This is a genomic window from Pseudomonas sp. SYWMCR5 (genome assembly GCF_057197165.1).
In genome coordinates this window covers 51,086-69,392 of sequence record NZ_JBXUNH010000004.1, presented here as the reverse complement: position 1 = coordinate 69,392, position 18,307 = coordinate 51,086, and the positions used below count along the sequence as shown (strand labels likewise).

The window sequence follows — 18,307 nt, the reverse complement described above, 5'->3', positions numbered from 1 at the left end:
GAGCGCCATGTCACTGTTGCAGATCAACAACCTGAACGTGCGCTTCGGCGACGCCAACGCCGTCCCCGTGGTGGACGGCCTCGACCTGTCGGTGGACGCCGGCGAGATCCTCGCCATCGTCGGCGAGTCCGGCTCCGGCAAGTCGGTGACCATGATGGCCCTGATGGGCCTGATCGACGCCCCTGGGCGCATCACCGCCGACAGCCTCACCTTCGACGGCATCGACATGCTCAAGCTCAGCGGTCGTCAGCGCCGCAAGGTGGTGGGCAAGGACATCGCCATGGTCTTCCAGGACCCGATGACCGCACTCAATCCCAGCTACACCGTGGGCTACCAGATCGAGGAAGTGCTGCGCCAACACCTCGGTCTGAAGGGCAAGGCTGCACGCCAGCGCGCGTTGGAGCTGCTCAAGAAAGTCGAGATCCCGGCCGCCGAAAGCCGCCTTGACGCCTACCCGCACCAGCTCTCCGGCGGCATGAGCCAGCGCGTCGCGATCGCCATGGCGATTGCTGGCGAACCCAAGCTGCTGATCGCCGACGAACCGACCACCGCCCTCGATGTGACCATCCAGGCACAGATCATGGAACTGCTGGTCAACCTGCAGAAGGAGCGCAACATGGCGCTCATCCTGATCACCCACGACCTGGCCGTGGTTGCCGAAACCGCCAGGCGTGTGTGCGTGATGTATGCAGGGCAGGCGGTGGAGGTGGGCCAGGTGCCGGAGCTGTTCGACATCCCCGCACACCCTTACAGCGAAGCGCTGCTGGCAGCGATCCCCGAACACAGCATCGGCGCTGAACGGCTGGCCACCCTGCCTGGCATCGTGCCCGGGCGCTATGACCGCCCCCAGGGTTGCCTGCTGTCACCTCGCTGCCCTTATGTACGTGACAACTGCCGGGCACAGCGTCCGGCCCTCGATCCCCAGGCCCACAGCCTGGTGCGCTGCTTCTACCCGTTGAACCAGGAGGTGGCGTGATGACTGTCGTTCTGTCCGCCCGTGAACTGACCCGTCACTACGAAGTCTCCCGCGGCCTGTTCAAGGGCCATGCACTGGTGCGCGCGCTCAATGGCGTGTCGTTCGAACTGGAGGCCGGCAAGACCCTGGCCGTGGTCGGCGAATCCGGCTGTGGCAAGTCCACCCTGGCCCGTGCCCTGACCTTGATCGAAGAGCCCTCTTCGGGCTCGCTGCAGATTGCCGGCACCGAGGTCAAAGGCGCCGACAAAGCCCAGCGCAAGCAGTTGCGCCGTGACGTGCAGATGGTCTTCCAGAGCCCCTATGCCTCGCTCAATCCGCGGCAGAAGATCGGCGATCAGTTGGCCGAGCCCTTGCTGATCAACACATCGCTGAGCAAGGCCGAGCGCCGCGACAAGGTGCAGAAGATGATGCAGCAGGTCGGCCTGCGCCCTGAGCACTACCAGCGCTATCCGCACATGTTCTCCGGCGGTCAGCGCCAGCGTATCGCCCTGGCTCGGGCGATGATGCTGCAGCCCAAGGTGCTGGTGGCGGACGAACCGACCTCGGCGCTCGATGTATCGATCCAGGCCCAGGTGCTGAACCTGTTCATGGACCTGCAGAAAGAGTTCAACACCGCCTACGTGTTCATCTCACACAACCTCGCGGTGGTGCGGCATGTCGCTGACCAGGTGCTGGTGATGTACCTGGGCCGCCCGGCGGAAATGGGGCCCAAGGAAGATATCTACGAGAAGCCGCTGCACCCCTACACGCAAGCGCTGCTCTCGGCGACCCCGGCCATTCACCCGGATCCGCTCAAACCGAAGATCCGTATCGCCGGCGAGCTGCCCAACCCGCTGAATCCGCCAGACGGCTGCGCCTTCCACAAGCGCTGCCCCTATGCCACGGAGCGTTGCGGCAAGGAGATTCCAGCGTTCAGGCAGGTCGGAACGCGGCAGGTGGCCTGTCACTACGCGGAGCAGTTTCTGTAAGCAGCATGAAGCCGCTACCGTAGGACAACAGTTGCAAGAAGGGCCGCAGTAGCGGCCCTTTTCTATTAGTGCATGAAGATCGCGATCAGAATGATCACCGGGATTGGCACCCCAAGCATCCAGAGCAGTATCGAGCGCATGATGGTTCCTCCAGTCGTGAATTCGAATTAGCGGACAACAGTGGTCGAAGCATGCAGCGCACGGTGGTCTTGCTCGATCCACCGCGCACCGTCACGCAGTCGGCCACCGAACAGGGCTGCGAAACTGGCGAAGAACGCGCCGCACAGCAAGGCGATGAAGGTCCAGATGGCGGTCCAGGCCGCGACCTTGGCCGCAGTGTCGGCAGCTTCCTGGGCCGCCTGCTTGGCTTGCGCAGCATCCTGACGCGCCTCTTCATAGACTTGCTCGACCCGCGCCTGGGCTTCGGTTTGGGTCAGTCGGGTACGCTGGGCCACCAACTGGGCCAGGTAGGTGCGATCCTCGGCAGCCATCCCGCCATCGGCAGCCAGGCCACGGACCAGGATTCGGCTGGCCACGCCATTGGCCGCATCCTCGCTCACCGCGACCGGACCATCCCCACGGAACAGACGATCGACGTAGTAACCCATGGGGTCGGCGGCGCCCGACGGCTTGCTCTTGTCATCCGCCATGGAAACGCTGGCGACGGCTCCGGAAGCGGCAGCAGCGCCTGCCGAGGCACCGGCACTGGCGAGTCCGCCAGCAGAGGACACGACCAGCAACGCAGTCACCAGGGTGGCGATGGCCCAGGACAGGAAGCCATGGGCGGTATCGCGGAAATACACCTCGTCACCATGCAGGTTGGCCCACTTCACCCGCAAGCGACCCGCCATATACCCGCCCAGCCCGGAGGCGAGGATCTGGGTAATCAGCAGCCAGACGATGGTGGATATCCCCAGCGCCTTGGCGCTGGCACCTTCGTTGGCCCAGGGAGATGAGGCGGCAAAGCCCAGGCCCGCGCCCAGTATCACGAGGATCAACGACAACGCCGCCGCAGCAGCGGCACCGGCGAAGATGGCGGCCCAGGATACGCCCGAGCGGTTCGGGGCCTCGGAAACAACGGTTGGCAGATCGGCAGTGGTAATCATGATTCGCGCCTTATGAGGGTGAGCAAAACTTCCTTTTTGTTTGCCACTGGATCAGTGCAGCGCGCGTGCCAGTTGTGACAAAAAATGACATCCAACTAAATCAATCACTTAGCTGAAAACCACTTCCTAGGATCGTGCGAATCGCCCGAACCCACCCATTCGAACTGGGCGTTATGCAGTCCCCGCAGCCCTGTGGCTTCTCAGGCCAGGCCGTGCGCCCTTGTCGCCCGGAGCGGCCCGATGCATTATCGGCCCATGACCGCCACTCTCCTTCCAGACGGCCCCGCCCAGACACCGCTCACTGCGGAAGTCGTCATGCGCTACCACTTGTGCTGGAAGCATCGCGACCTGGATGGGGTCATGGCGCTGTATCACCCAGAGATCCAGTACCACGACTTTTTCCAGAACCGCGTGCTCGGCTTCGACGAGCTGCGCGAATACGTGCGCGTCTCGTTGCCGCACGAAGCCGGGGAAGACATCGTCCACAGCGACCGCATCCGGGTCGACGGTTGCACAGCCTTCATCCAGTACCAGGTGACGGTCCAGGGCGGTGAAGGCCTGGTGGCCTTCCAGTCCAGCGAGGCGATCACGGTCAAGGACAACCTGATCTGGCGGGTCAACGAATACGGCACGCTGATCCGCCGCGACGGCAAGGGCGCCAGCGCCTCCGGGCCGCGTCCCGCGACCAGCCGCCTGGGCCTGTCGCCACGGCAACTGAGCACCATGGCCCAGGACCTGGAACATTACTTCCAGGCCCAGCGCCCCTACCTGGACCCTGAGCTGGACCTGCAACAGGTCGCACAGGAGAGCGGCTACAGCCGCAACCAGATCTCCTACCTGCTTAACCAGGTGCTCGGCCAGAGCTTCTACCGCTACGTCAACCAGGCCCGCCTGCAGCACCTGCTCGCCGGGCTCGATGACGCGGGCTGCAGGGCGCCGATCGACGAACTGGCCTTTGCCGCCGGCTTCAATTCGCTGTCGGCCTTCTACAAGTGCTTTCGCGAACACACCGGGCTCTCGCCCAAGGCCTACGTGAAGCAGATTTCTCTGCGTGCACGCACGTAAGACAGCGAAGCGCCCGCCCTACTAGCATCGCTCCCAGAACCTTGAACGGAAGTGGGAGCAGTACCTGATGCAAGCCTGGCGCACGATCAGCCTCTGGATGGACCAGCTCGACGAGCCGCTCGACGCCCGCCCGTCGCTGCAGCAGGACCTGGATGTCGACGTGTGCATCATCGGTGCCGGCTACACCGGCCTGTGGACGGCCTACTACCTCAAGCGCCAGGCCCCGCACCTGCGCATCGCCATCCTCGAGGCCAACACCGCAGGCTTCGGTGCCTCCGGGCGCAATGGCGGCTGGCTGATGGGCAACCTGCTGGGCGAAGACCGCCTGCTGGCCACCCTTTCCCCACAGCAGCGCCGCGCCAGCGTCGACCTGCTGCACGCCATCCCCGACGAAGTGCACGGCGTGCTGCAGCGCGAAGGCATCGACTGCGACTACCGCAAGGGTGGCGTCATCTACTGCGCCGCCCGCTACCCCGAGCAGGAGCGCAGCCTGCGCGCCTACCTCGACGACCTGTACCGCCAGGGCATGAACGAGGACGACTACCGCTGGCTCAAGCCCGAACAACTGGCCGGCCAACTGCGGGTCAGCAATGCCTACGGCGCGATCTTCAGCCCCCACGTCGCAACCATCCAGCCTGCCAAGCTGGTGCGCGGCCTGGCACGGGTGGTCGAGGGCATGGGCGTACCCATCTACGAAAACACCCCGGCCAACGACTGGCAGACCGGTGAGGTGCGCACTGCCCAGGCCAAGGTCCGTTGCCAATGGGTCGTGCCGGCGGTCGAAGGTTACGCCGCCAGCCTGCCGCCGCTGGATCGCCATCAACTGCCCGTGCAGAGCCTGCTGGTGGCGACCGAGCCGCTGCCGGAATCGGCCTGGGAGCAGATCGGCCTGAGCCAGGGCCAGGCCTTCAGCGAAGGCAGCCGCCAGGTCACCTATGGTCAGCGCACCACCGACAACCGCCTGGTGTTCGGCGCCCGCGGCGGGTATCGCTTCGGTGGCCGTCTGCGCGAGGACTTCAGCCTCAGCGACGCCGAGATCGAGCTGCGCCGCTATCTGTTCGGCGAACTGTTCCCACACCTGAAGAACGTGCGCATCACCCACTCCTGGGGCGGCAACCTGGGCATGGCGCGGCGCTTCCGCCCGCACATGCTGTGCGACCGCCAACGCGGCCTGGCGCTCTCGGGTGGCTATGGCGGCGAAGGTGTCGGCGCCACCAACCTGGGCGGGCGCACGCTCGCGGCACTGATTCTCGGCCAGCACAACGAGCTGACCGCCCAGCCTTGGGTCCACGACAACCGCCCGCTGTCGAGCCTCGCCAGTTGGCCGCCCGAGCCCTGCCGCTGGCTAGGCTACAACGCGATCATCCAGAGTTTCGTCCACGAGGACCGCACCCTCGCCAACCCGGCCAGCCCGGCCTGGCGGCGACGCCTGGCCAGCGGCCTGGCCGGGTTCATGGAAGGCTTCATGCACTGAGTTGCACCCACTACCACAAGAGATCCTGCAGTCATGAGCATCACCCAGTTCAAGCACACCGACAGCGCCGCGCTGGAAACCTCCAACCCGGTCGCCGTCCCCCTCGGAGAACCCGTCGCAGTGACCTCGGTCACCTGCGTCGAACGCAACGATGGCGTCGAAACCGGTATCTGGGAATGCACCCCCGGGCGCTGGCGCCGGCAGATCGTGCAACAGGAGTTCTGCCATTTCATCAAGGGCCGCTGCACCTTCACCCCCGACGGTGGCGAGCCCCTGGTCATAGAAGCCGGAGACGCACTGATGCTACCGGCCAACAGCACCGGGATCTGGGATATCCAGGAAACCGTGCGCAAGACCTACGTACTGATTTTCTGATCCGCTGATCGCCTGCCGTTCTTCGATAACAACAGACAAAGCAAGGTAAACCGGACATGCGCAAACTCCTCCTCGCCCCCCTGATGCTGGCTGCTGGCGTCGCCAGCGCCGCCGACTCGGTGAAGATCTACAACTGGTCCAGCTACGTCGCCCCGGACACGCTGCAGAACTTCCAGAAAGCCACCGGCATCGTGCCCACCTACGATGTCTACGACAGCAACGAGACCCTCGACGGCAAGCTGATGACCGGCAACTCCGGTTACGACGTGGTCTTCCCCTCCAACCACTTCATGGCCCGGCAGATCCAGGGCAAGGCCCTGAAGAAGCTCGACAAGAGCCAGCTGCCGAACTGGCAGAACCTCAACCCGGTGCTGCTCAAGGCGCTGGAAGTGAACGACCCGGGCAACCAGTACGGCTTCCCGTACCTGTGGGGCAGCACCGGCATCGGCTACAACATCGACAAGGTCAAGGCCGTGCTCGGCGACAAGGCACCGGTCGATTCCTGGGACCTGGTGTTCAAGCCCGAGAACATGGAAAAGCTCAAGAGCTGTGGCGTGGCCATGCTCGACAACGGCCCGGAATTGCTGCCGATCGCCCTGAACTACCTGGGCCTGCCGCCGCACAGCCAGAAGCCTGAGGATTACGAGAAAGCCAAGGAACTGTTGATGAAGGTGCGTCCGTACATCAACTACTTCCATTCTTCGAAGTACACCGGTGACCTGGCCAACGGCAACATCTGCGTGGTGGTCGGCTTCTCCGGCGACGTGCTGCAGGCCAAGAACAGCGCCGAAGATGCGAAGAACGGGGTGAAGGTCGGCTATTCGATTCCCAAGGAAGGTGCGCCGCTGTGGTTCGACATGGTCGCCATGCCAGCCGATGCACCAGACGAGAAAGCCGGCTACGCCTACATGAACTACCTGCTGCAGCCTGAGGTGATGGCCAACATCAGCAATTCGGTGCAGTACGCCAACGGCAATGCCAAGGCAGACGCCCTGGTCGATCCGGCACTCAAGCAGAACACCATGATCTACCCGAGCCCGGACGTGATGGGCAAGCTGTTTGCCCTGGAAGCGATGCCAGCGAAGATCGACCGCATCCGCACGCGGATCTGGACCAGCATCAAAGCGGGGAACTGAAGCCCTCGCATATGCGAAAAACCCCACCGGCACCAGGGTGCCGGTGGGGTTTTGCCGTTATGGGGTCGGCTTCAGCGCACCACCGTCACCCGCCCGAACAGCGTCTGCGGCACGAAGCCCATGACCTTGCCCAGCGACGCCAGCGCCAGCAAGGGCTCCTCCACCGGGAAACTGCCGCTGACCTTGCGCTGCGCCAAGGCATCGTCGAGCAGCAGGATGCGCCCCGGGTAATACCGCTCCAGGTCCTTGACCACCTGCGCCAGCGGCACCTGGTAATAGTTCAGCCAGCCCTGGCGCCAGGCCAGGCGACTGTCACTGTCCACGGCACTGATCGCCCCCGCCGCGCCCTCGGCGTAGGTCAGTTGCTGGTTGGCGGTCAGCTCACGCGCCACGGCACCGGCAATCGGTGTCACCGCCACCCGTCCACTGCGCACGGTAACCTGGGCGCCGTCGCCCTGCCCGCGTACCTCGAACTGAGTGCCCAGCACCCGCACTTCGCCGCCCGCCGCATCGACCAGGAACGGCGCACCGGTGTGGGTCACCTCGAAGAACGCCGCGCCACGCAGCAGGTGTACGCGCCGCTCGCCATGGTCGAAATCCACCACCACGGCGCTGTTGGCATCCAGGGTCAGGCGTGACTGGTCGGCCAGGGTGATCTGGCGCACATGCTCATCACTGCGATAGTCGGCACGCAGGTCCTGCAGCCAGTATTGCGGCTGCCAACCGGCCAGGCTGCCCAGTGTCAGCACCAGGCAGGCCGCTGCCGCCAGTGCCCCGCCACGCCGCCCCCAGCGGGCTTTCGGCCGACGCATGGCCTGCAGGTACTGCTCCAGATCCTCGCGTTCCTCTTCAGCCAGGTGCGCGGCGGGTGCTTCGCTCAGTTGCCACACGGCCAGGGCCTCGGCATAAGCGGCGCGGTGCGCAGGATCGGCCAGCAACCAGCGCTTGAACTCGGCGCCTTCGGCTGCCGGAGGATGCTCGTTGATGCGGCTCAGCCAGCCCAGGGCCATGCGCGACTGTTCGGCGGTGATCGGATAGGGCTGGCTCATCGACGGTCGCTCCCTGGCCTGCGCAATGGGGTAGCGGGCTCGGCGACACTCGCCTTGCACGCTTCGAGGGCGCGCATCATATGCTTTTCCACCGCACTCTGGGACACCTGCATGGCCTTGGCGATCTCGCCGTACTTGCAGCCATGGATGCGGTTGAGCAGGAAGATCTGTCGCGTACGTTCCGGCAAGGCGCGCAGCGCCTGCTCGATGCGCCGTAGATCGTGATCGACCTCCAGCGCCTGCTCTGGCGCCTGGGCCGACAGCGCCTCGTCGCTGATCGACAGCCCTTCGGTGACACGACCGCGACTGCCCTCGCTGCGCAGGTGATCGATCGCCAGGTTGCCGGCGCAGCGCAAGAGGTAGGTGTCGAGCGCCTCGACCTTGACCGCAGGCCGACGCCAGAAGCGCAGGAACAGTTCCTGGACCAGGTCCGAGGCCGTGGCACGACAGCCGACGCGCCGGCTGACCAGCGCCTCCATGCGTCCGCGCTGGGCCAGGAACACCTGCAGGAAGCGCGCCCGGCCACCGGCCTCGTCGAGGTCAGGCTCGCTCACGCGCCAAACACCGCCACGACCGGCGCCAGCACCAGGCTCGCCGCCGCCAGGCTCAGCAGCAGGCGTGGCTGGTACGGCAGGCCGAACACCCAGAGGGTCAGCCCGGCCATCAACACGGCCGTCCACTCCACCAGCCCCAGCGCCCAGCCACGCAGGTGCACGGCCAGTACCGCCGACAGCACCAGCAGTAGCCAGCCGACGATGCGCAAGGCACGCAACTGGGCCTGCCGCGGCTTGCGACCCAGCAGGTCGGAGAAGTGTTTTTCCATGGCCAGGCACAAGGCAGCCAGGCCGGCAAAGGTGAACAGGGCCAGGCTCAGCATCAACTCGCCTCCACGGTTTCGGCGCGGGCCTTGACCTTGGCCGAGCGCTTGGCGACCGGCTTGGGCGCGCGCAGCATCTTGCCGGCCGCCCAGCCGAGGAACAGGCCGGTGGCCAGGGCCGTGAGATCGAACCCAGCCATCGCCCAGTCACCGACGATCAGCGAATGATCCAGGCCTTGGCCTGTGGTCACGGCATTGAGCAACGGCAACGCAGCGAACACCAGGGCCCCCAGCGCCAACTGCTCGCCCCAGGCGCGACGCCCGGGGCGCAGCATGGCGTGCAGCAGCGACAGTGCCCAGACCAGAAAGAACGCATTGACCTCCCAGTCGGCCCGCCCTTGCAGCCCGACCGGCAGCAGGCGATTGGCCCAGAAGAACGCCGCCACGCCCAGCAGCAGGCCGCTCATGCTGGCGATGTTGAGCACCTCGACCAGGCGCAGCTCCGCGGGCATGCGCTCGCTCTTGGCATGCTTGAGCTGACGCTTGCCCAGCCACATCACAAGGCCAGTGCCGATCACCGCCGTGCCGGCGACCCCGAAGACGAAGTACAACCAGCGCAGCCAGGGCCCGGCGAAGTTGCCCATGTGCAGGCCGACGAAGGTGAAGGAGGTCATCATCGCCGCGCTTTCCGGCGCACCCTGGGTGAGCAGTGCACCGGTGGCACCGTCGAAGGTCCAGTTGGCGCTGCGCTTGTACGCGACACTGTCGGCCGAGGCACGGCTCAAGGTGACGCGGGCATTCTGGTCGCCAGGGTTCTGTACCTGGATGAAGCCCATGCGCGCGCCTGGCGCCTGCTCCTGGACCTTGGCGTACAGGCTCGACAGGGGGACCAGCGGCGCGGCCACACCAGCCACCTTCGGCACTTCGTCGCGGCCGAACAGGTCGTTGAAGTAACCGTTGGCGCTGCCATAGCTGGCCATGATCCCGGCAGGCATGACCATGTACATGAAGATCACCAGACTGCTGTAGCTGATCATCAGGTGGAAGGGCAGCACCAGCACGCCGATGGCGTTGTGGCCATCGAGCCAGGAGCGCTGGCCCTTGCCGGGGCGGAAGGTGAAGAACTCCTTGAAGATCTTCTTGTGGGTGATGATCCCGGTCACCAGCCCCAGCAGCATGATGAAGGCACAGAAGGTCGACAGCCAGCGCCCCCAGGGGTGCGGCATCTCCAATTGGAAGTGGAAACGGTAGAAAAAGTCGCCGCCACGGCTGTCGCGGCCCTCGACCATCTCGCCGCTGGCCGCGTCCAGTTCCTTGCTGATGAAGCCGCGTCGCCCACCGGCGTTGGGGTCGCGATAGCCGACGCTCAGCGCCGCCTCGCGCTCGCTGGGCAGGCGGATGAACCAGGTGCTGGAATCGGCGGCGTTGGCTTGCAGGTAGCGCTGCGCCATCTCCAGGCTGGCCGCCGGATTCAGCGGATGGCTGTGGATCTCCGGTTTGCTCCAGTGGTTGATCTCTTCCTTGAAGTAGGCAAGCGTGCCGGTGAGGAAGATGGCGAACAACAGCCAGCCGAAGATCAGGCCGGTCCAGGTGTGCAGCCAGGCCATGGCCTGGCGGAAGCCCTCTTTCATGGGTTCTTCATCCAATAAGCCAGCCCGCCGATCGCGCCCAGCACGAGGCTTGGCAGCAAGACGCCCAGCCAGGCGCGCCATGCGCTGCGGCAGGCGAAGCACCAGATGAAGGCGAGCAGATAGAACACGAACGACAGCATCATCCCGGTCAGTGCCGCATCGACCTGGGCGCCGGGCATCAGCAGGCTGACGCAGACGCTGGCCGCCGAGGCCAGCAGGTAGCCACCCAGCAAGGCAGCCAGGCTGCGCGAGGTCACGGCCAGGCGGTAGCTCAGGGGCAGGCCGGCGGCTTTGCTTTTCATGGGGCGACGGTCCGGGGACAGGTTGAGAGGGGTGCAATAGTAATGATTTCAATTCTCATAAGCAAAGATTGGGGATGAGCTGTGCCCGGCCCAACAGGATTGCGACACCGCACCACCCTGAATATAATGCGAACAATTCTTACTCCCAATCGCGTCATCGGACGCCGGAGTCACCTCGGTGTCCAGTGCCCTCTCCTCCACCGTCGAAGGCCTCTACCACGCCCACCACAACTGGCTGACCGGTTGGCTGCGCCGTCGCCTGGGCTGCCCGCAGAGCGCCGCCGACCTGGCCCAGGACACCTACGTGCGCCTGCTCCAGGCTCGCGACACCCCACAGTTGATCGAGCCCCGGGCCTTTCTCGCCACCGTCGCCAAGCGCGTGCTGTGCAACCATTTCCGCCGTCAGGAGCTGGAGCGCGCCTACCTCGAAGCCCTGGCCCAGGTGCCCGAGCGCCTGGCGCCAAGCGAGGAAGAAAAGGCGCTGATCTTCGAAACCCTGCTCCAACTCGACCGCCTGCTCGATGGCCTGCCGCCGCTGGTCAAACGCGCCTTCCTGCTGGCCCAGGTCGATGGCCTGGGCCAAGCCGAGATCGGCCGTGAACTGGGTATCTCCCTGGCGACGGTCAAACGCTACCTGCACAAGGCAGCCCTGCGCTGCTATTTCGCCCTGTGAGCGCAGGCATCTCGCCCCAGGTCGCCGAGCAGGCGGTGCACTGGCTGATCGAATCCCAGGGGGCCGATTTCGACCCGGTCCAGCAGCAGGCACTCGAACACTGGTTGCAGGCGGACGGCGAACACCAGCGCGCCTGGGCGCATATCCAGCAGGTCAACCAGCGTCTGCGTGGCGCGACCTCGCCCGTGGTGCACGCCACCTTGCAGGCACCACCCTCCCCGGCCCGGCGTCGCGCGCTCAAGGCGTTGCTGCTGGCGGGCGTGACCAGTGCCACCGGGCTGGGATTGCAATCGCACAATCCGTTGCCAGGGCTGATGGCCGACTACCGCAGCCCCGTGGGCCAGCGCCGACGCCTGCCGCTGGACGACGGCAGCCTGTTGCGACTGAACACCCGCAGCGCCGCCGATGTGCGGTTCGATGGGCAGCAACGTTACGTGCACCTGCTCGACGGTGAGTTGTCGCTAGACGTCGCCCGCGATACCCGCCCGCTGGTGTTGCGCACCGACGATGGCAGCCTGCAACTCGAAAGCGGCCGCTTCAACGTGCGCCAGTTCGAGGGGTTCAGCCAGGTCTCGGTGTTCAGCGGCATGGCTCGGCTACAGGGCCAGGTGCTGCTCGCGGGGCAGCAAGCCCGTCTGGCAGCGGGCCACTGGGAAGGTATCGGCGCGCTGGATCGCAACATCGGCGCCTGGGTCGATGGGATGCTGGTGGTCTCGCAGATGCGCCTGGGCGAGTTTCTCGCCGAGCTGTCACGTTATCGCCACGGACAGCTGGGCTGCAGCGAGCAGGTCGCAGGGCTGCGGATTTCCGGGTCGTACCCGCTGGATGACAGCGAACGGATCCTGGAGATGCTGGAGGTGGCGCTGCCGGTGCGGGTGCGGCGGTTCACCCGGTACTGGGTCAAGGTCGAGGCGGTTTGAGCCTGTGCCGACAACTATTTTTCTTCCAACCTGAGCCATTTCGCTTCCCTCGCGTGACAGAGCAGGCAGAACCCTCCTGACAGGACCCAACCCCATGCCCCTGCGCCCCACGCCTCTCGCCATCGCCCTGCTGCTCGCCACCAGCCTGAACTTCGCCCAGGCTGCCGAACCGCGCGCCTATCACATCGCGCCCGGCACCCTGGAAGACGCCCTCAACCAGTTCGGCCGCGAAAGCGGTGCGCTGATTTCGTTCGGCTCCAGTGTCACCCAAGGCTTGCGCAGCCCCGGCCTGGAAGGCCAGTACGACGTGCAGCAAGGGTTGGAGGCATTGCTGCATGGCAGCGGCCTGCAGGCGCGCCAGGAGGCCGACAATGCCTACAGCCTGCAACCGCTCGCCACTTCCGGCAGCGATGCGGCAATCGAGCTGGGTGCCTCGACCGTGGTTGGCGACTGGCTGGCCGAGGCACGTCAGGACAACGTCTTCGAACACCCCGGCGCACGTGACGTGGTCCGCCGCGAAGCGTTCGAGCGCAGTGGCGCCAACAACGCCCGTGAGGTGCTCAACCGCATCCCCGGCGTCAATGCCCCGGAAAACAACGGCACCGGCAGCCACGACCTGGCACTGAACTTCGGCATCCGTGGCCTCAACCCGCGCCTGGCCTCGCGTTCCACGGTGCTGATGGACGGCATCCCGGTCCCCTTCGCCCCCTACGGCCAGCCACAGCTGTCGCTGGCCCCGCTGAGCCTGGGCAACATGGATGCGGTCGATGTGGTGCGCGGCGGCGGCGCAGTGCGTTACGGCCCGCAGAACGTCGGCGGTATCGTCAACTTCGTCACCCGTGCCATCCCCGAAGAGGCGACCTTCAAGGCCGCCATGCAGAACCAGATCAGCCCCTCGTCCAGCCACGACGGCGTCAAGAACAGCGCCAACCTGCTGGTCGGTGGCACCAACGACAACGGCCTGGGTGGCGCCCTGCTCTACTCCGGCACCCGCGGCGGCGACTGGCGCGAACACAGCGACACCCAGATCGACGACCTCATTCTCAAAGGCAAGCTGCAACTGGACGAGGCCAACAGCCTGCACGCCATGGCTCAGTACTACGAGGGCGAGGCCGACATGCCCGGCGGCCTGAGCAAGGCGGCGTTCGATGAAGACCCGTACCAGTCGACCCGCCTGAAGGACAAGTTCTGGGGCCGTCGCACCCTGGTCAACTTCGGCTACGACTACAAGCAGGACGACCGCCAGTTCAGCGTCAACAGCTTCTTCACCAAGACCTTGCGCAGCGGCTACCTCGACCAGGGCAGCTTCGTCTCGCTGTCGCCACGCGAGTACTGGGTACGTGGCATCGAGACCCGCTTCTCGCAAGGTGTTGCACTGGGCGACAGCTGGCACGAACTGGGCGTGGGCTACCGCTACATCAACGAAGCCGGCCACGAACTGCGCTTCCGTGAACCTGTGACCGGCAACCTGCCGACCACCGCCAGCCGCAACGACCGCGACACCCGTGGCGCCACCGAAGCCCACGCGATCTACCTGGACGACCGCATCGACATCGGCCGCTGGACCATCACCCCCGGCATCCGCTACGAGATGATCGACTCCGAGCAGAGCAACAAGCTCAGCAACCAGCGTTACCAGGGCAGCTACAACACCGCATTGCCGGCACTGAACGTGATGTACCACCTGACCGACACCTGGAACCTCTACGCCAACACCGAAGGCTCGTTCGGCAGCGTGCAGTACAGCCAGATGCCCAACCGTGTCAGCAGCGGCGAAGTGAAGCCGGAAAAGGCGCGCACCTGGGAAGTCGGCACCCGCTACGACAGCGGCGACTTGCAGGCAGAGATCGGCGCCTTCCTGATCAACTTCGACAACCAGTACGAGAGCAACCAGACCAACGACTCGGTGATCGCCCGCGGCGAAACCCGCCACCAGGGCATCGAGACCAGCGTGCGCTATGCCCTCGACGGACTGAGCCCGGCGCTGGCCGGCTTCGATGTGCACGCCAGCTACGCCTTCGTCGACGCCACCATCCGCGAGGACGGCCCGAACAAGGGCAATCAGGTGCCGTTCTCCTCGCGCCACAAGGGCACGCTGGGGCTCGGCTACACCGAGGGGCCATGGCAGTTGAACCTGGATGGCAGCTTCCAGAGCAGCCAGTACGCCGACAACGCCAACACCGCCAGCGAAAGCGCCGATGGCAGCACCGGACGGATACCGGGCTACATGCTGGTCAGCACCCGCGCCGGGTACGACTTCGGGCCGCAGTTGTCGAGCCTGAAGGTGGCGGTGGGGGTGAAGAACCTGTTCAACCGCGAGTACTACACCCGTTCGTTCGACGACAACAACAAGGGCAAGTACGTGGGCGAGCCGCGCACGCTGTATGTGCAGACTTCGGTCGCGTTCTGACGATGGCACGGTCCTCAGTACCAGTGCGGTACCTGTAGGAGCGGCGGTTCGGCGCCCCGACTTGCCCGCGAAAAAGACACCGCGCTGTCTGGCACGGGCTACGCCCGTGTTCGTGGGCAAGTCACAGCGGCGAACCGCCGCTGCCACAGGGAGCCTGGGCTGGCCTTTAGATTTTGAACCAGACAGTCGCTCCTGCATCAACAGTGTTAACCCTGCGAATTGCTACAAAAAATTTATCGGAAAAGGGGCTTGAATTCGGCGCGCCAATCCCTGACCTTAGAGTCAAGAGGCGATGCTTTCCCCAAGGGCCTCAAGGGCCTAGGCACGCCTCCATGCGAGCAAGCTGAATAAGGATTGAATCATGCAAATCCAGGTCAACAGCAGCAACCATATCGACAGCAGCAGCCGTCTGAACGAATGGGTCCGCAGTACGCTGGAAAGCACGCTGCAGCGCTACGAGGACGACCTTACCCGCATCGAGGTCCACTTGCGTGACGAGAACGGCGACAAGCCCGGCCCGCATGACAAACGCTGCCAGATGGAGGCTCGCCCCAAAGGTCATCAACCGATTTCCGTCAGCCATACCGCCACCTCGCTGGACCACGCGATCGACGGTGCGGCCAGCAAGCTGAACAACGCGCTGGAACATTTCTACGGCAAGTTGCGCAGCAAGCGCAGCGTGGTGCAGCAAACCGAAGAAGAGTGATCGGTGACACACAGACGCCCGGTGCCTGGCACCGGGCGTTTTCGTTTCCAGGGTTCCAGGCCGGCACAAGCCACACACTGCATCAATTGATCAACGTCGCTGAACCATCCCTGCTGTCTCCCGGTCAATCGGTGAACATTCTTTGCAGATGCCAGCCCATGACCAATCCCTTCGACCTCATCAGCGACGCCTTCGCCCCGTACTACCGGGTCAACCTGAGCATCGAGCGGCTCGACGGCAGCATCATGCTGACCCTCTCCAACGATACCGGCGTGGTCGCCAAGCGACTGATCAGCGCCGCCCAACGCAATGACCCGACGCGCCTGCGCCGGGTGGTGGACAGCATTCGCCTGGGGCTGGCCATCGAACAAGGGGAAGATGCCCTGCAAGTGCTGGCGGGGATGACCGACAGTGCAGGACGGGATCAGGTCTGGCGGGGTGCGGGGGTCGCTCGATAGAGCGAATCGGCAGGTCGCAGCGATGCTGCAACCACGACGTCAGCACTTCAGAGTGCGGGCGCCAGAGTGTAGGCGCTGCCATTGAGCAAGGCGCCCGCGCAGTAAGTATTTCCCATCACCCAGCCGTCCAGCTTGCCCAAGTCGCTGCCGGATGGATCAGACCTTGCCGTCATCCATATCCTTGCCGCTGGCATCGATCACCCGCGTCGACGGATAGCGGTACGAGGCAAAACGCACCACCAGGATCGCGAAGGCCAGCAGCAGGATGCCGCCACACACGTACAGCAACCCCACGTCCGGCGCCTTGTGGTGCGAGACATCGCCGATCAGCAGGCGTGTGAGTGCGGTGATCGCCACATACAGCAGGAAGCGGATGGGCATGTGGTTGGTCTTGAAGTAGATCCCCACCATGGCCCCCAGCTCCAGGTAGATGAACAGCAGCAGAATGTCATCGACACTGATGCCGCCCTTCTCGAGCATCTCGATGAAGGTCGCCACGGCGGCATAGGCCGTGATCGCACCGATGCCGAACAGGGCCAGGTAGTGGAACGATTCGACGAACAGATTTCCCAGTGCGTCGGCGGGCGCATGCAGGCCCTTGCGCAGCTTTTCTGGCCATTTGGATTTCACGATGCAGGATTCCTCGATACGACATGAAGGATGATGCGCCACCGATGTGACGCTTTTGACATGCAGTTAAAGGGCCAGGCCCCGTACTTGGAAGGTGACCGATTGCCGCAAGGCACCTATGAACTATGCTTCGCCGCGTGCATCCGGGTAAATCAGAACGCCACTATCCGATTGCCAAAGAATCCGCTATGCTCGACACTGTATAAAGATACAGCTGTTATCCAACTCACATACCCAAAAGGCACAGAGGTGATGAATGGCCGTCGAAGTGGTGTACCGCAGCAGCCGCGACCCGGAGCGCTTGTTCATGGATAAGGCCGAAGCAGACCGTCACGACAAGATGCTCGAGCTGGCCGAACGGCTGGCCGAAGTACTGCACAAGGCCGTGCCGTCGCTGAGCGAGCAGCAGGTCGAGGAAGCGGGCATCTACATGGCCAAGAACCGCGACGTGTTCGCCCGGGCATTCAAGAGCCAGCCCGATGCGCTGGCCGAGCTGCTCGAAGGCGAGGCAGCCGAGTAAGGCTCCTGCAGCAGCATCTGCGCCGACTGTACACGGCGGCGTGGATGCTGGCGCTGTCCGCTCAACCGTACAACAGCCGCTCCGCCAGCATCTGCGCCACGCGCGCAGGCGAGCGTTTCTCGGCCTGGGCATGGGCGAACACCTCGGTCAAGCGCGTGGGGATGCGCGCCAGATGCGCGGTAATGGTGCTCAGGTCAGCGCCTCGGTGGGTCAGCGCCACATAGATCAGCCCACCGGCATTGATCACGTAGTCCGGGGCGTACAGAATCCCGCGGCTCTCGAGCTGGTCGGCCACCTGCAAGGTGGTCAACTGATGATTGGCGGCGCCGGCCACCGCCGCGCAACGCAACGTCATCACGCTCTGGCCATTGAGCACAGGCCCTACCCCGCATGGCGCGAAGATATCGCAGGGCGTGCTGATCAGCGCATCGTTGGTCACCGGATGCGCCCCGAACTGCTCCACCGCCAGCCTCACCCGCCCGGGGTCGAGGTCACTGACCAGCAACTCTGCCCCTGCCGCACGCAACTGCTCGGCCAGTGCATAGCCCACATTGCCCAGCCCTTGCACCGCCACGCGCAACCCCTCGAGATTATCGCTGCCCAGCCGTGCCATCGAGGTGGCGCGAATGCCGGCGAACACGCCCATGGCCGCGTGCGGTGAAGGGTCGCCCGAGGCCGTGGTGCTGGTGACATGAGGGGTGGACTGGGCGATGCAGTCCATGTCCAGCGTCGAGGTGCCGCTGTCCACGGCGGTGATGAAGCGCCCTTGCAGGCTGTCGACGAAACGCCCGAACGCCTCGAACAGCGCTGCGCGGTTTTCCACATGAGGGTTGCGCACGATCACCGCCTTGCCGCCGCCCAGCGCCAGCCCGGCCAGGGCCGCCTTGTAGCTCATGCCTTGGGCCAGGTGGATGGCATCGGTCATCGCACTTTCATCGTCGGCGTACGGCAGGTAGCGACAGCCCCCCATGGCTGGCCCCAGATGCTCGCTATGAATCGCCACCACGGCTTTCAAGCCGGTGGCAGGGTCGTTCCACAGGTGCAGGGACTGGGTACGGGTGCTTTGCATGAGCGCGAACATCGACGGGCTC

The 18,307-nt window shown here is 64.8% G+C and carries 20 protein-coding genes; 12 read left to right on the top strand and 8 right to left on the bottom strand.

All coding sequences use genetic code 11. The features are described 5' to 3' along the window. Nucleotides 1-7: 7 nt before the first annotated feature. Together AC2CGW_RS12925 and AC2CGW_RS12920 are read left to right on the top strand one after the other, a co-directional pair. Entirely contained in the window at nucleotides 8-976 is a 969-nt protein-coding gene (locus AC2CGW_RS12925; protein WP_186667788.1) for an ABC transporter ATP-binding protein, read from the top strand. Continuing rightward, nucleotides 976-1,944: a peptide ABC transporter ATP-binding protein gene (locus AC2CGW_RS12920; protein WP_186667786.1), complete on the top strand. Its 969-nt coding sequence runs from the start codon at nucleotides 976-978 to the stop codon at nucleotides 1,942-1,944. Before AC2CGW_RS12925 ends, AC2CGW_RS12920 begins: the two co-directional genes overlap by 1 nt. Before the next feature lie 167 nt (nucleotides 1,945-2,111). Here the strand turns inward: AC2CGW_RS12920 and AC2CGW_RS12915 are convergent, their stop codons facing one another. Then, nucleotides 2,112-3,050, bottom strand: coding sequence for a hypothetical protein (locus AC2CGW_RS12915; RefSeq protein ID WP_186667784.1), 939 nt, complete (start codon nucleotides 3,048-3,050; stop codon nucleotides 2,112-2,114). Between the two features lie 240 nt (nucleotides 3,051-3,290). Here AC2CGW_RS12915 and AC2CGW_RS12910 point away from each other — a divergent pair, with 240 nt between their 5' ends. The 4 genes from AC2CGW_RS12910 (at nucleotide 3,291) to AC2CGW_RS12895 (ending at nucleotide 7,100) form a co-directional block, all read left to right on the top strand. Continuing rightward, nucleotides 3,291-4,115 (top strand): AraC family transcriptional regulator, encoded by an 825-nt coding sequence (locus AC2CGW_RS12910; RefSeq protein WP_186667782.1) that lies wholly within the window; start codon nucleotides 3,291-3,293, stop codon nucleotides 4,113-4,115. A gap of 67 nt (nucleotides 4,116-4,182) precedes the next feature. After that, complete coding sequence (locus tag AC2CGW_RS12905) at nucleotides 4,183-5,589, top strand: NAD(P)/FAD-dependent oxidoreductase (RefSeq protein ID WP_484574140.1); 1,407 nt, start codon at nucleotides 4,183-4,185, stop codon at nucleotides 5,587-5,589. A 33-nt stretch (nucleotides 5,590-5,622) separates the two neighbouring features. Beyond that, nucleotides 5,623-5,964 (top strand): cupin domain-containing protein, encoded by a 342-nt coding sequence (locus AC2CGW_RS12900; RefSeq protein WP_054893487.1) that lies wholly within the window; start codon nucleotides 5,623-5,625, stop codon nucleotides 5,962-5,964. A gap of 56 nt (nucleotides 5,965-6,020) precedes the next feature. Then, nucleotides 6,021-7,100: a polyamine ABC transporter substrate-binding protein gene (locus AC2CGW_RS12895; protein ID WP_186721650.1), complete on the top strand. Its 1,080-nt coding sequence runs from the start codon at nucleotides 6,021-6,023 to the stop codon at nucleotides 7,098-7,100. A 71-nt stretch (nucleotides 7,101-7,171) separates the two neighbouring features. Here AC2CGW_RS12895 and AC2CGW_RS12890 read toward each other — a convergent pair whose 3' ends face one another. From AC2CGW_RS12890 to AC2CGW_RS12870, 5 genes are read right to left on the bottom strand one after another with little or no spacing between them, the layout of a single operon-like run. Beyond that, nucleotides 7,172-8,149 (bottom strand): FecR family protein, encoded by a 978-nt coding sequence (locus tag AC2CGW_RS12890; protein WP_484574139.1) that lies wholly within the window; start codon nucleotides 8,147-8,149, stop codon nucleotides 7,172-7,174. Then, entirely contained in the window at nucleotides 8,146-8,703 is a 558-nt protein-coding gene (locus AC2CGW_RS12885; RefSeq protein ID WP_054893490.1) for an RNA polymerase sigma factor, read from the bottom strand. Before AC2CGW_RS12885 ends, AC2CGW_RS12890 begins: the two co-directional genes overlap by 4 nt. Continuing rightward, a complete protein-coding gene (locus AC2CGW_RS12880) occupies nucleotides 8,700-9,026 on the bottom strand; it encodes a DUF3325 domain-containing protein (protein ID WP_186710704.1) in 327 nt (108 codons plus the stop codon). Before AC2CGW_RS12880 ends, AC2CGW_RS12885 begins: the two co-directional genes overlap by 4 nt. Then, nucleotides 9,026-10,597: a PepSY domain-containing protein gene (locus AC2CGW_RS12875; protein ID WP_484574138.1), complete on the bottom strand. Its 1,572-nt coding sequence runs from the start codon at nucleotides 10,595-10,597 to the stop codon at nucleotides 9,026-9,028. The genes AC2CGW_RS12880 and AC2CGW_RS12875 overlap by 1 nt, the downstream gene beginning before the upstream one ends. Next, complete coding sequence (locus AC2CGW_RS12870; RefSeq protein ID WP_186667768.1) at nucleotides 10,594-10,899, bottom strand: DUF3649 domain-containing protein; 306 nt, start codon at nucleotides 10,897-10,899, stop codon at nucleotides 10,594-10,596. The genes AC2CGW_RS12875 and AC2CGW_RS12870 overlap by 4 nt, the downstream gene beginning before the upstream one ends. Before the next feature lie 178 nt (nucleotides 10,900-11,077). On the opposite strand from AC2CGW_RS12870, the gene AC2CGW_RS12865 reads away from it, so the two are divergent. The 5 genes from AC2CGW_RS12865 to AC2CGW_RS12845 all read left to right on the top strand — a co-directional run bounded on the left by AC2CGW_RS12865 (nucleotide 11,078) and on the right by AC2CGW_RS12845 (nucleotide 16,066). Continuing rightward, nucleotides 11,078-11,572 (top strand): sigma-70 family RNA polymerase sigma factor, encoded by a 495-nt coding sequence (locus AC2CGW_RS12865; RefSeq protein WP_186721645.1) that lies wholly within the window; start codon nucleotides 11,078-11,080, stop codon nucleotides 11,570-11,572. Beyond that, on the top strand, nucleotides 11,569-12,492 hold the full coding sequence (locus AC2CGW_RS12860) for a FecR domain-containing protein (protein ID WP_484574137.1): 924 nt from the start codon (nucleotides 11,569-11,571) through the stop codon (nucleotides 12,490-12,492). The genes AC2CGW_RS12865 and AC2CGW_RS12860 overlap by 4 nt, the downstream gene beginning before the upstream one ends. A 94-nt stretch (nucleotides 12,493-12,586) precedes the next feature. Then, nucleotides 12,587-14,902, top strand: coding sequence for a TonB-dependent Fe(3+) dicitrate receptor FecA (gene fecA, locus AC2CGW_RS12855; protein WP_484574136.1), 2,316 nt, complete (start codon nucleotides 12,587-12,589; stop codon nucleotides 14,900-14,902). 361 nt (nucleotides 14,903-15,263) lie between these two features. Next, nucleotides 15,264-15,608, top strand: a complete 345-nt coding sequence (locus tag AC2CGW_RS12850) for an HPF/RaiA family ribosome-associated protein (protein ID WP_186667761.1) — start codon at nucleotides 15,264-15,266, stop codon at nucleotides 15,606-15,608. A gap of 158 nt (nucleotides 15,609-15,766) precedes the next feature. Beyond that, nucleotides 15,767-16,066 carry a DUF3509 domain-containing protein gene (locus AC2CGW_RS12845; protein ID WP_186667758.1) on the top strand — a complete coding sequence of 100 codons (300 nt, stop codon included), beginning with the start codon at nucleotides 15,767-15,769 and terminating at the stop codon, nucleotides 16,064-16,066. A 156-nt stretch (nucleotides 16,067-16,222) separates the two neighbouring features. Here the strand turns inward: AC2CGW_RS12845 and AC2CGW_RS12840 are convergent, their stop codons facing one another. Beyond that, on the bottom strand, nucleotides 16,223-16,696 hold the full coding sequence (locus AC2CGW_RS12840) for a phosphate-starvation-inducible protein PsiE (RefSeq protein WP_186667756.1): 474 nt from the start codon (nucleotides 16,694-16,696) through the stop codon (nucleotides 16,223-16,225). Between the two features lie 256 nt (nucleotides 16,697-16,952). Between AC2CGW_RS12840 and AC2CGW_RS12835 the strand changes: the two genes are divergently transcribed. Next, the gene (locus AC2CGW_RS12835; protein ID WP_186667754.1) at nucleotides 16,953-17,216 is read left to right on the top strand and encodes a YebG family protein; all 264 of its coding nucleotides are present in this window, start codon (nucleotides 16,953-16,955) and stop codon (nucleotides 17,214-17,216) included. A 61-nt stretch (nucleotides 17,217-17,277) separates the two neighbouring features. Here the strand turns inward: AC2CGW_RS12835 and AC2CGW_RS12830 are convergent, their stop codons facing one another. Beyond that, nucleotides 17,278-18,297 carry a Glu/Leu/Phe/Val dehydrogenase family protein gene (locus AC2CGW_RS12830; protein ID WP_186667752.1) on the bottom strand — a complete coding sequence of 340 codons (1,020 nt, stop codon included), beginning with the start codon at nucleotides 18,295-18,297 and terminating at the stop codon, nucleotides 17,278-17,280. Nucleotides 18,298-18,307: the final 10 nt, after the last annotated feature.

Bases quoted from the DNA above. Each gene is read 5' to 3' on its own strand.
- fecA (WP_484574136.1), top strand. From the start codon at position 12,587: ATGCCCCTGCGCCCCACGCCTCTCGCCATCGCCCTGCTGCTCGCCACC.
- AC2CGW_RS12890 (WP_484574139.1), bottom strand. From the start codon at position 8,149: ATGAGCCAGCCCTATCCGATCACCGCCGAACAGTCGCGCATGGCCCTG.
- AC2CGW_RS12915 (WP_186667784.1), bottom strand. From the start codon at position 3,050: ATGATTACCACTGCCGATCTGCCAACCGTTGTTTCCGAGGCCCCGAAC.
- AC2CGW_RS12925 (WP_186667788.1), top strand. From the start codon at position 8: ATGTCACTGTTGCAGATCAACAACCTGAACGTGCGCTTCGGCGACGCC.
- AC2CGW_RS12830 (WP_186667752.1), bottom strand. From the start codon at position 18,297: ATGTTCGCGCTCATGCAAAGCACCCGTACCCAGTCCCTGCACCTGTGG.
- AC2CGW_RS12835 (WP_186667754.1), top strand. From the start codon at position 16,953: ATGGCCGTCGAAGTGGTGTACCGCAGCAGCCGCGACCCGGAGCGCTTG.
- AC2CGW_RS12880 (WP_186710704.1), bottom strand. From the start codon at position 9,026: ATGCTGAGCCTGGCCCTGTTCACCTTTGCCGGCCTGGCTGCCTTGTGC.
- AC2CGW_RS12875 (WP_484574138.1), bottom strand. From the start codon at position 10,597: ATGAAAGAGGGCTTCCGCCAGGCCATGGCCTGGCTGCACACCTGGACC.
- AC2CGW_RS12870 (WP_186667768.1), bottom strand. From the start codon at position 10,899: ATGAAAAGCAAAGCCGCCGGCCTGCCCCTGAGCTACCGCCTGGCCGTG.
- AC2CGW_RS12905 (WP_484574140.1), top strand. From the start codon at position 4,183: ATGCAAGCCTGGCGCACGATCAGCCTCTGGATGGACCAGCTCGACGAG.
- AC2CGW_RS12900 (WP_054893487.1), top strand. From the start codon at position 5,623: ATGAGCATCACCCAGTTCAAGCACACCGACAGCGCCGCGCTGGAAACC.
- AC2CGW_RS12895 (WP_186721650.1), top strand. From the start codon at position 6,021: ATGCGCAAACTCCTCCTCGCCCCCCTGATGCTGGCTGCTGGCGTCGCC.
- AC2CGW_RS12910 (WP_186667782.1), top strand. From the start codon at position 3,291: ATGCATTATCGGCCCATGACCGCCACTCTCCTTCCAGACGGCCCCGCC.
- AC2CGW_RS12845 (WP_186667758.1), top strand. From the start codon at position 15,767: ATGACCAATCCCTTCGACCTCATCAGCGACGCCTTCGCCCCGTACTAC.
- AC2CGW_RS12850 (WP_186667761.1), top strand. From the start codon at position 15,264: ATGCAAATCCAGGTCAACAGCAGCAACCATATCGACAGCAGCAGCCGT.
- AC2CGW_RS12920 (WP_186667786.1), top strand. From the start codon at position 976: ATGACTGTCGTTCTGTCCGCCCGTGAACTGACCCGTCACTACGAAGTC.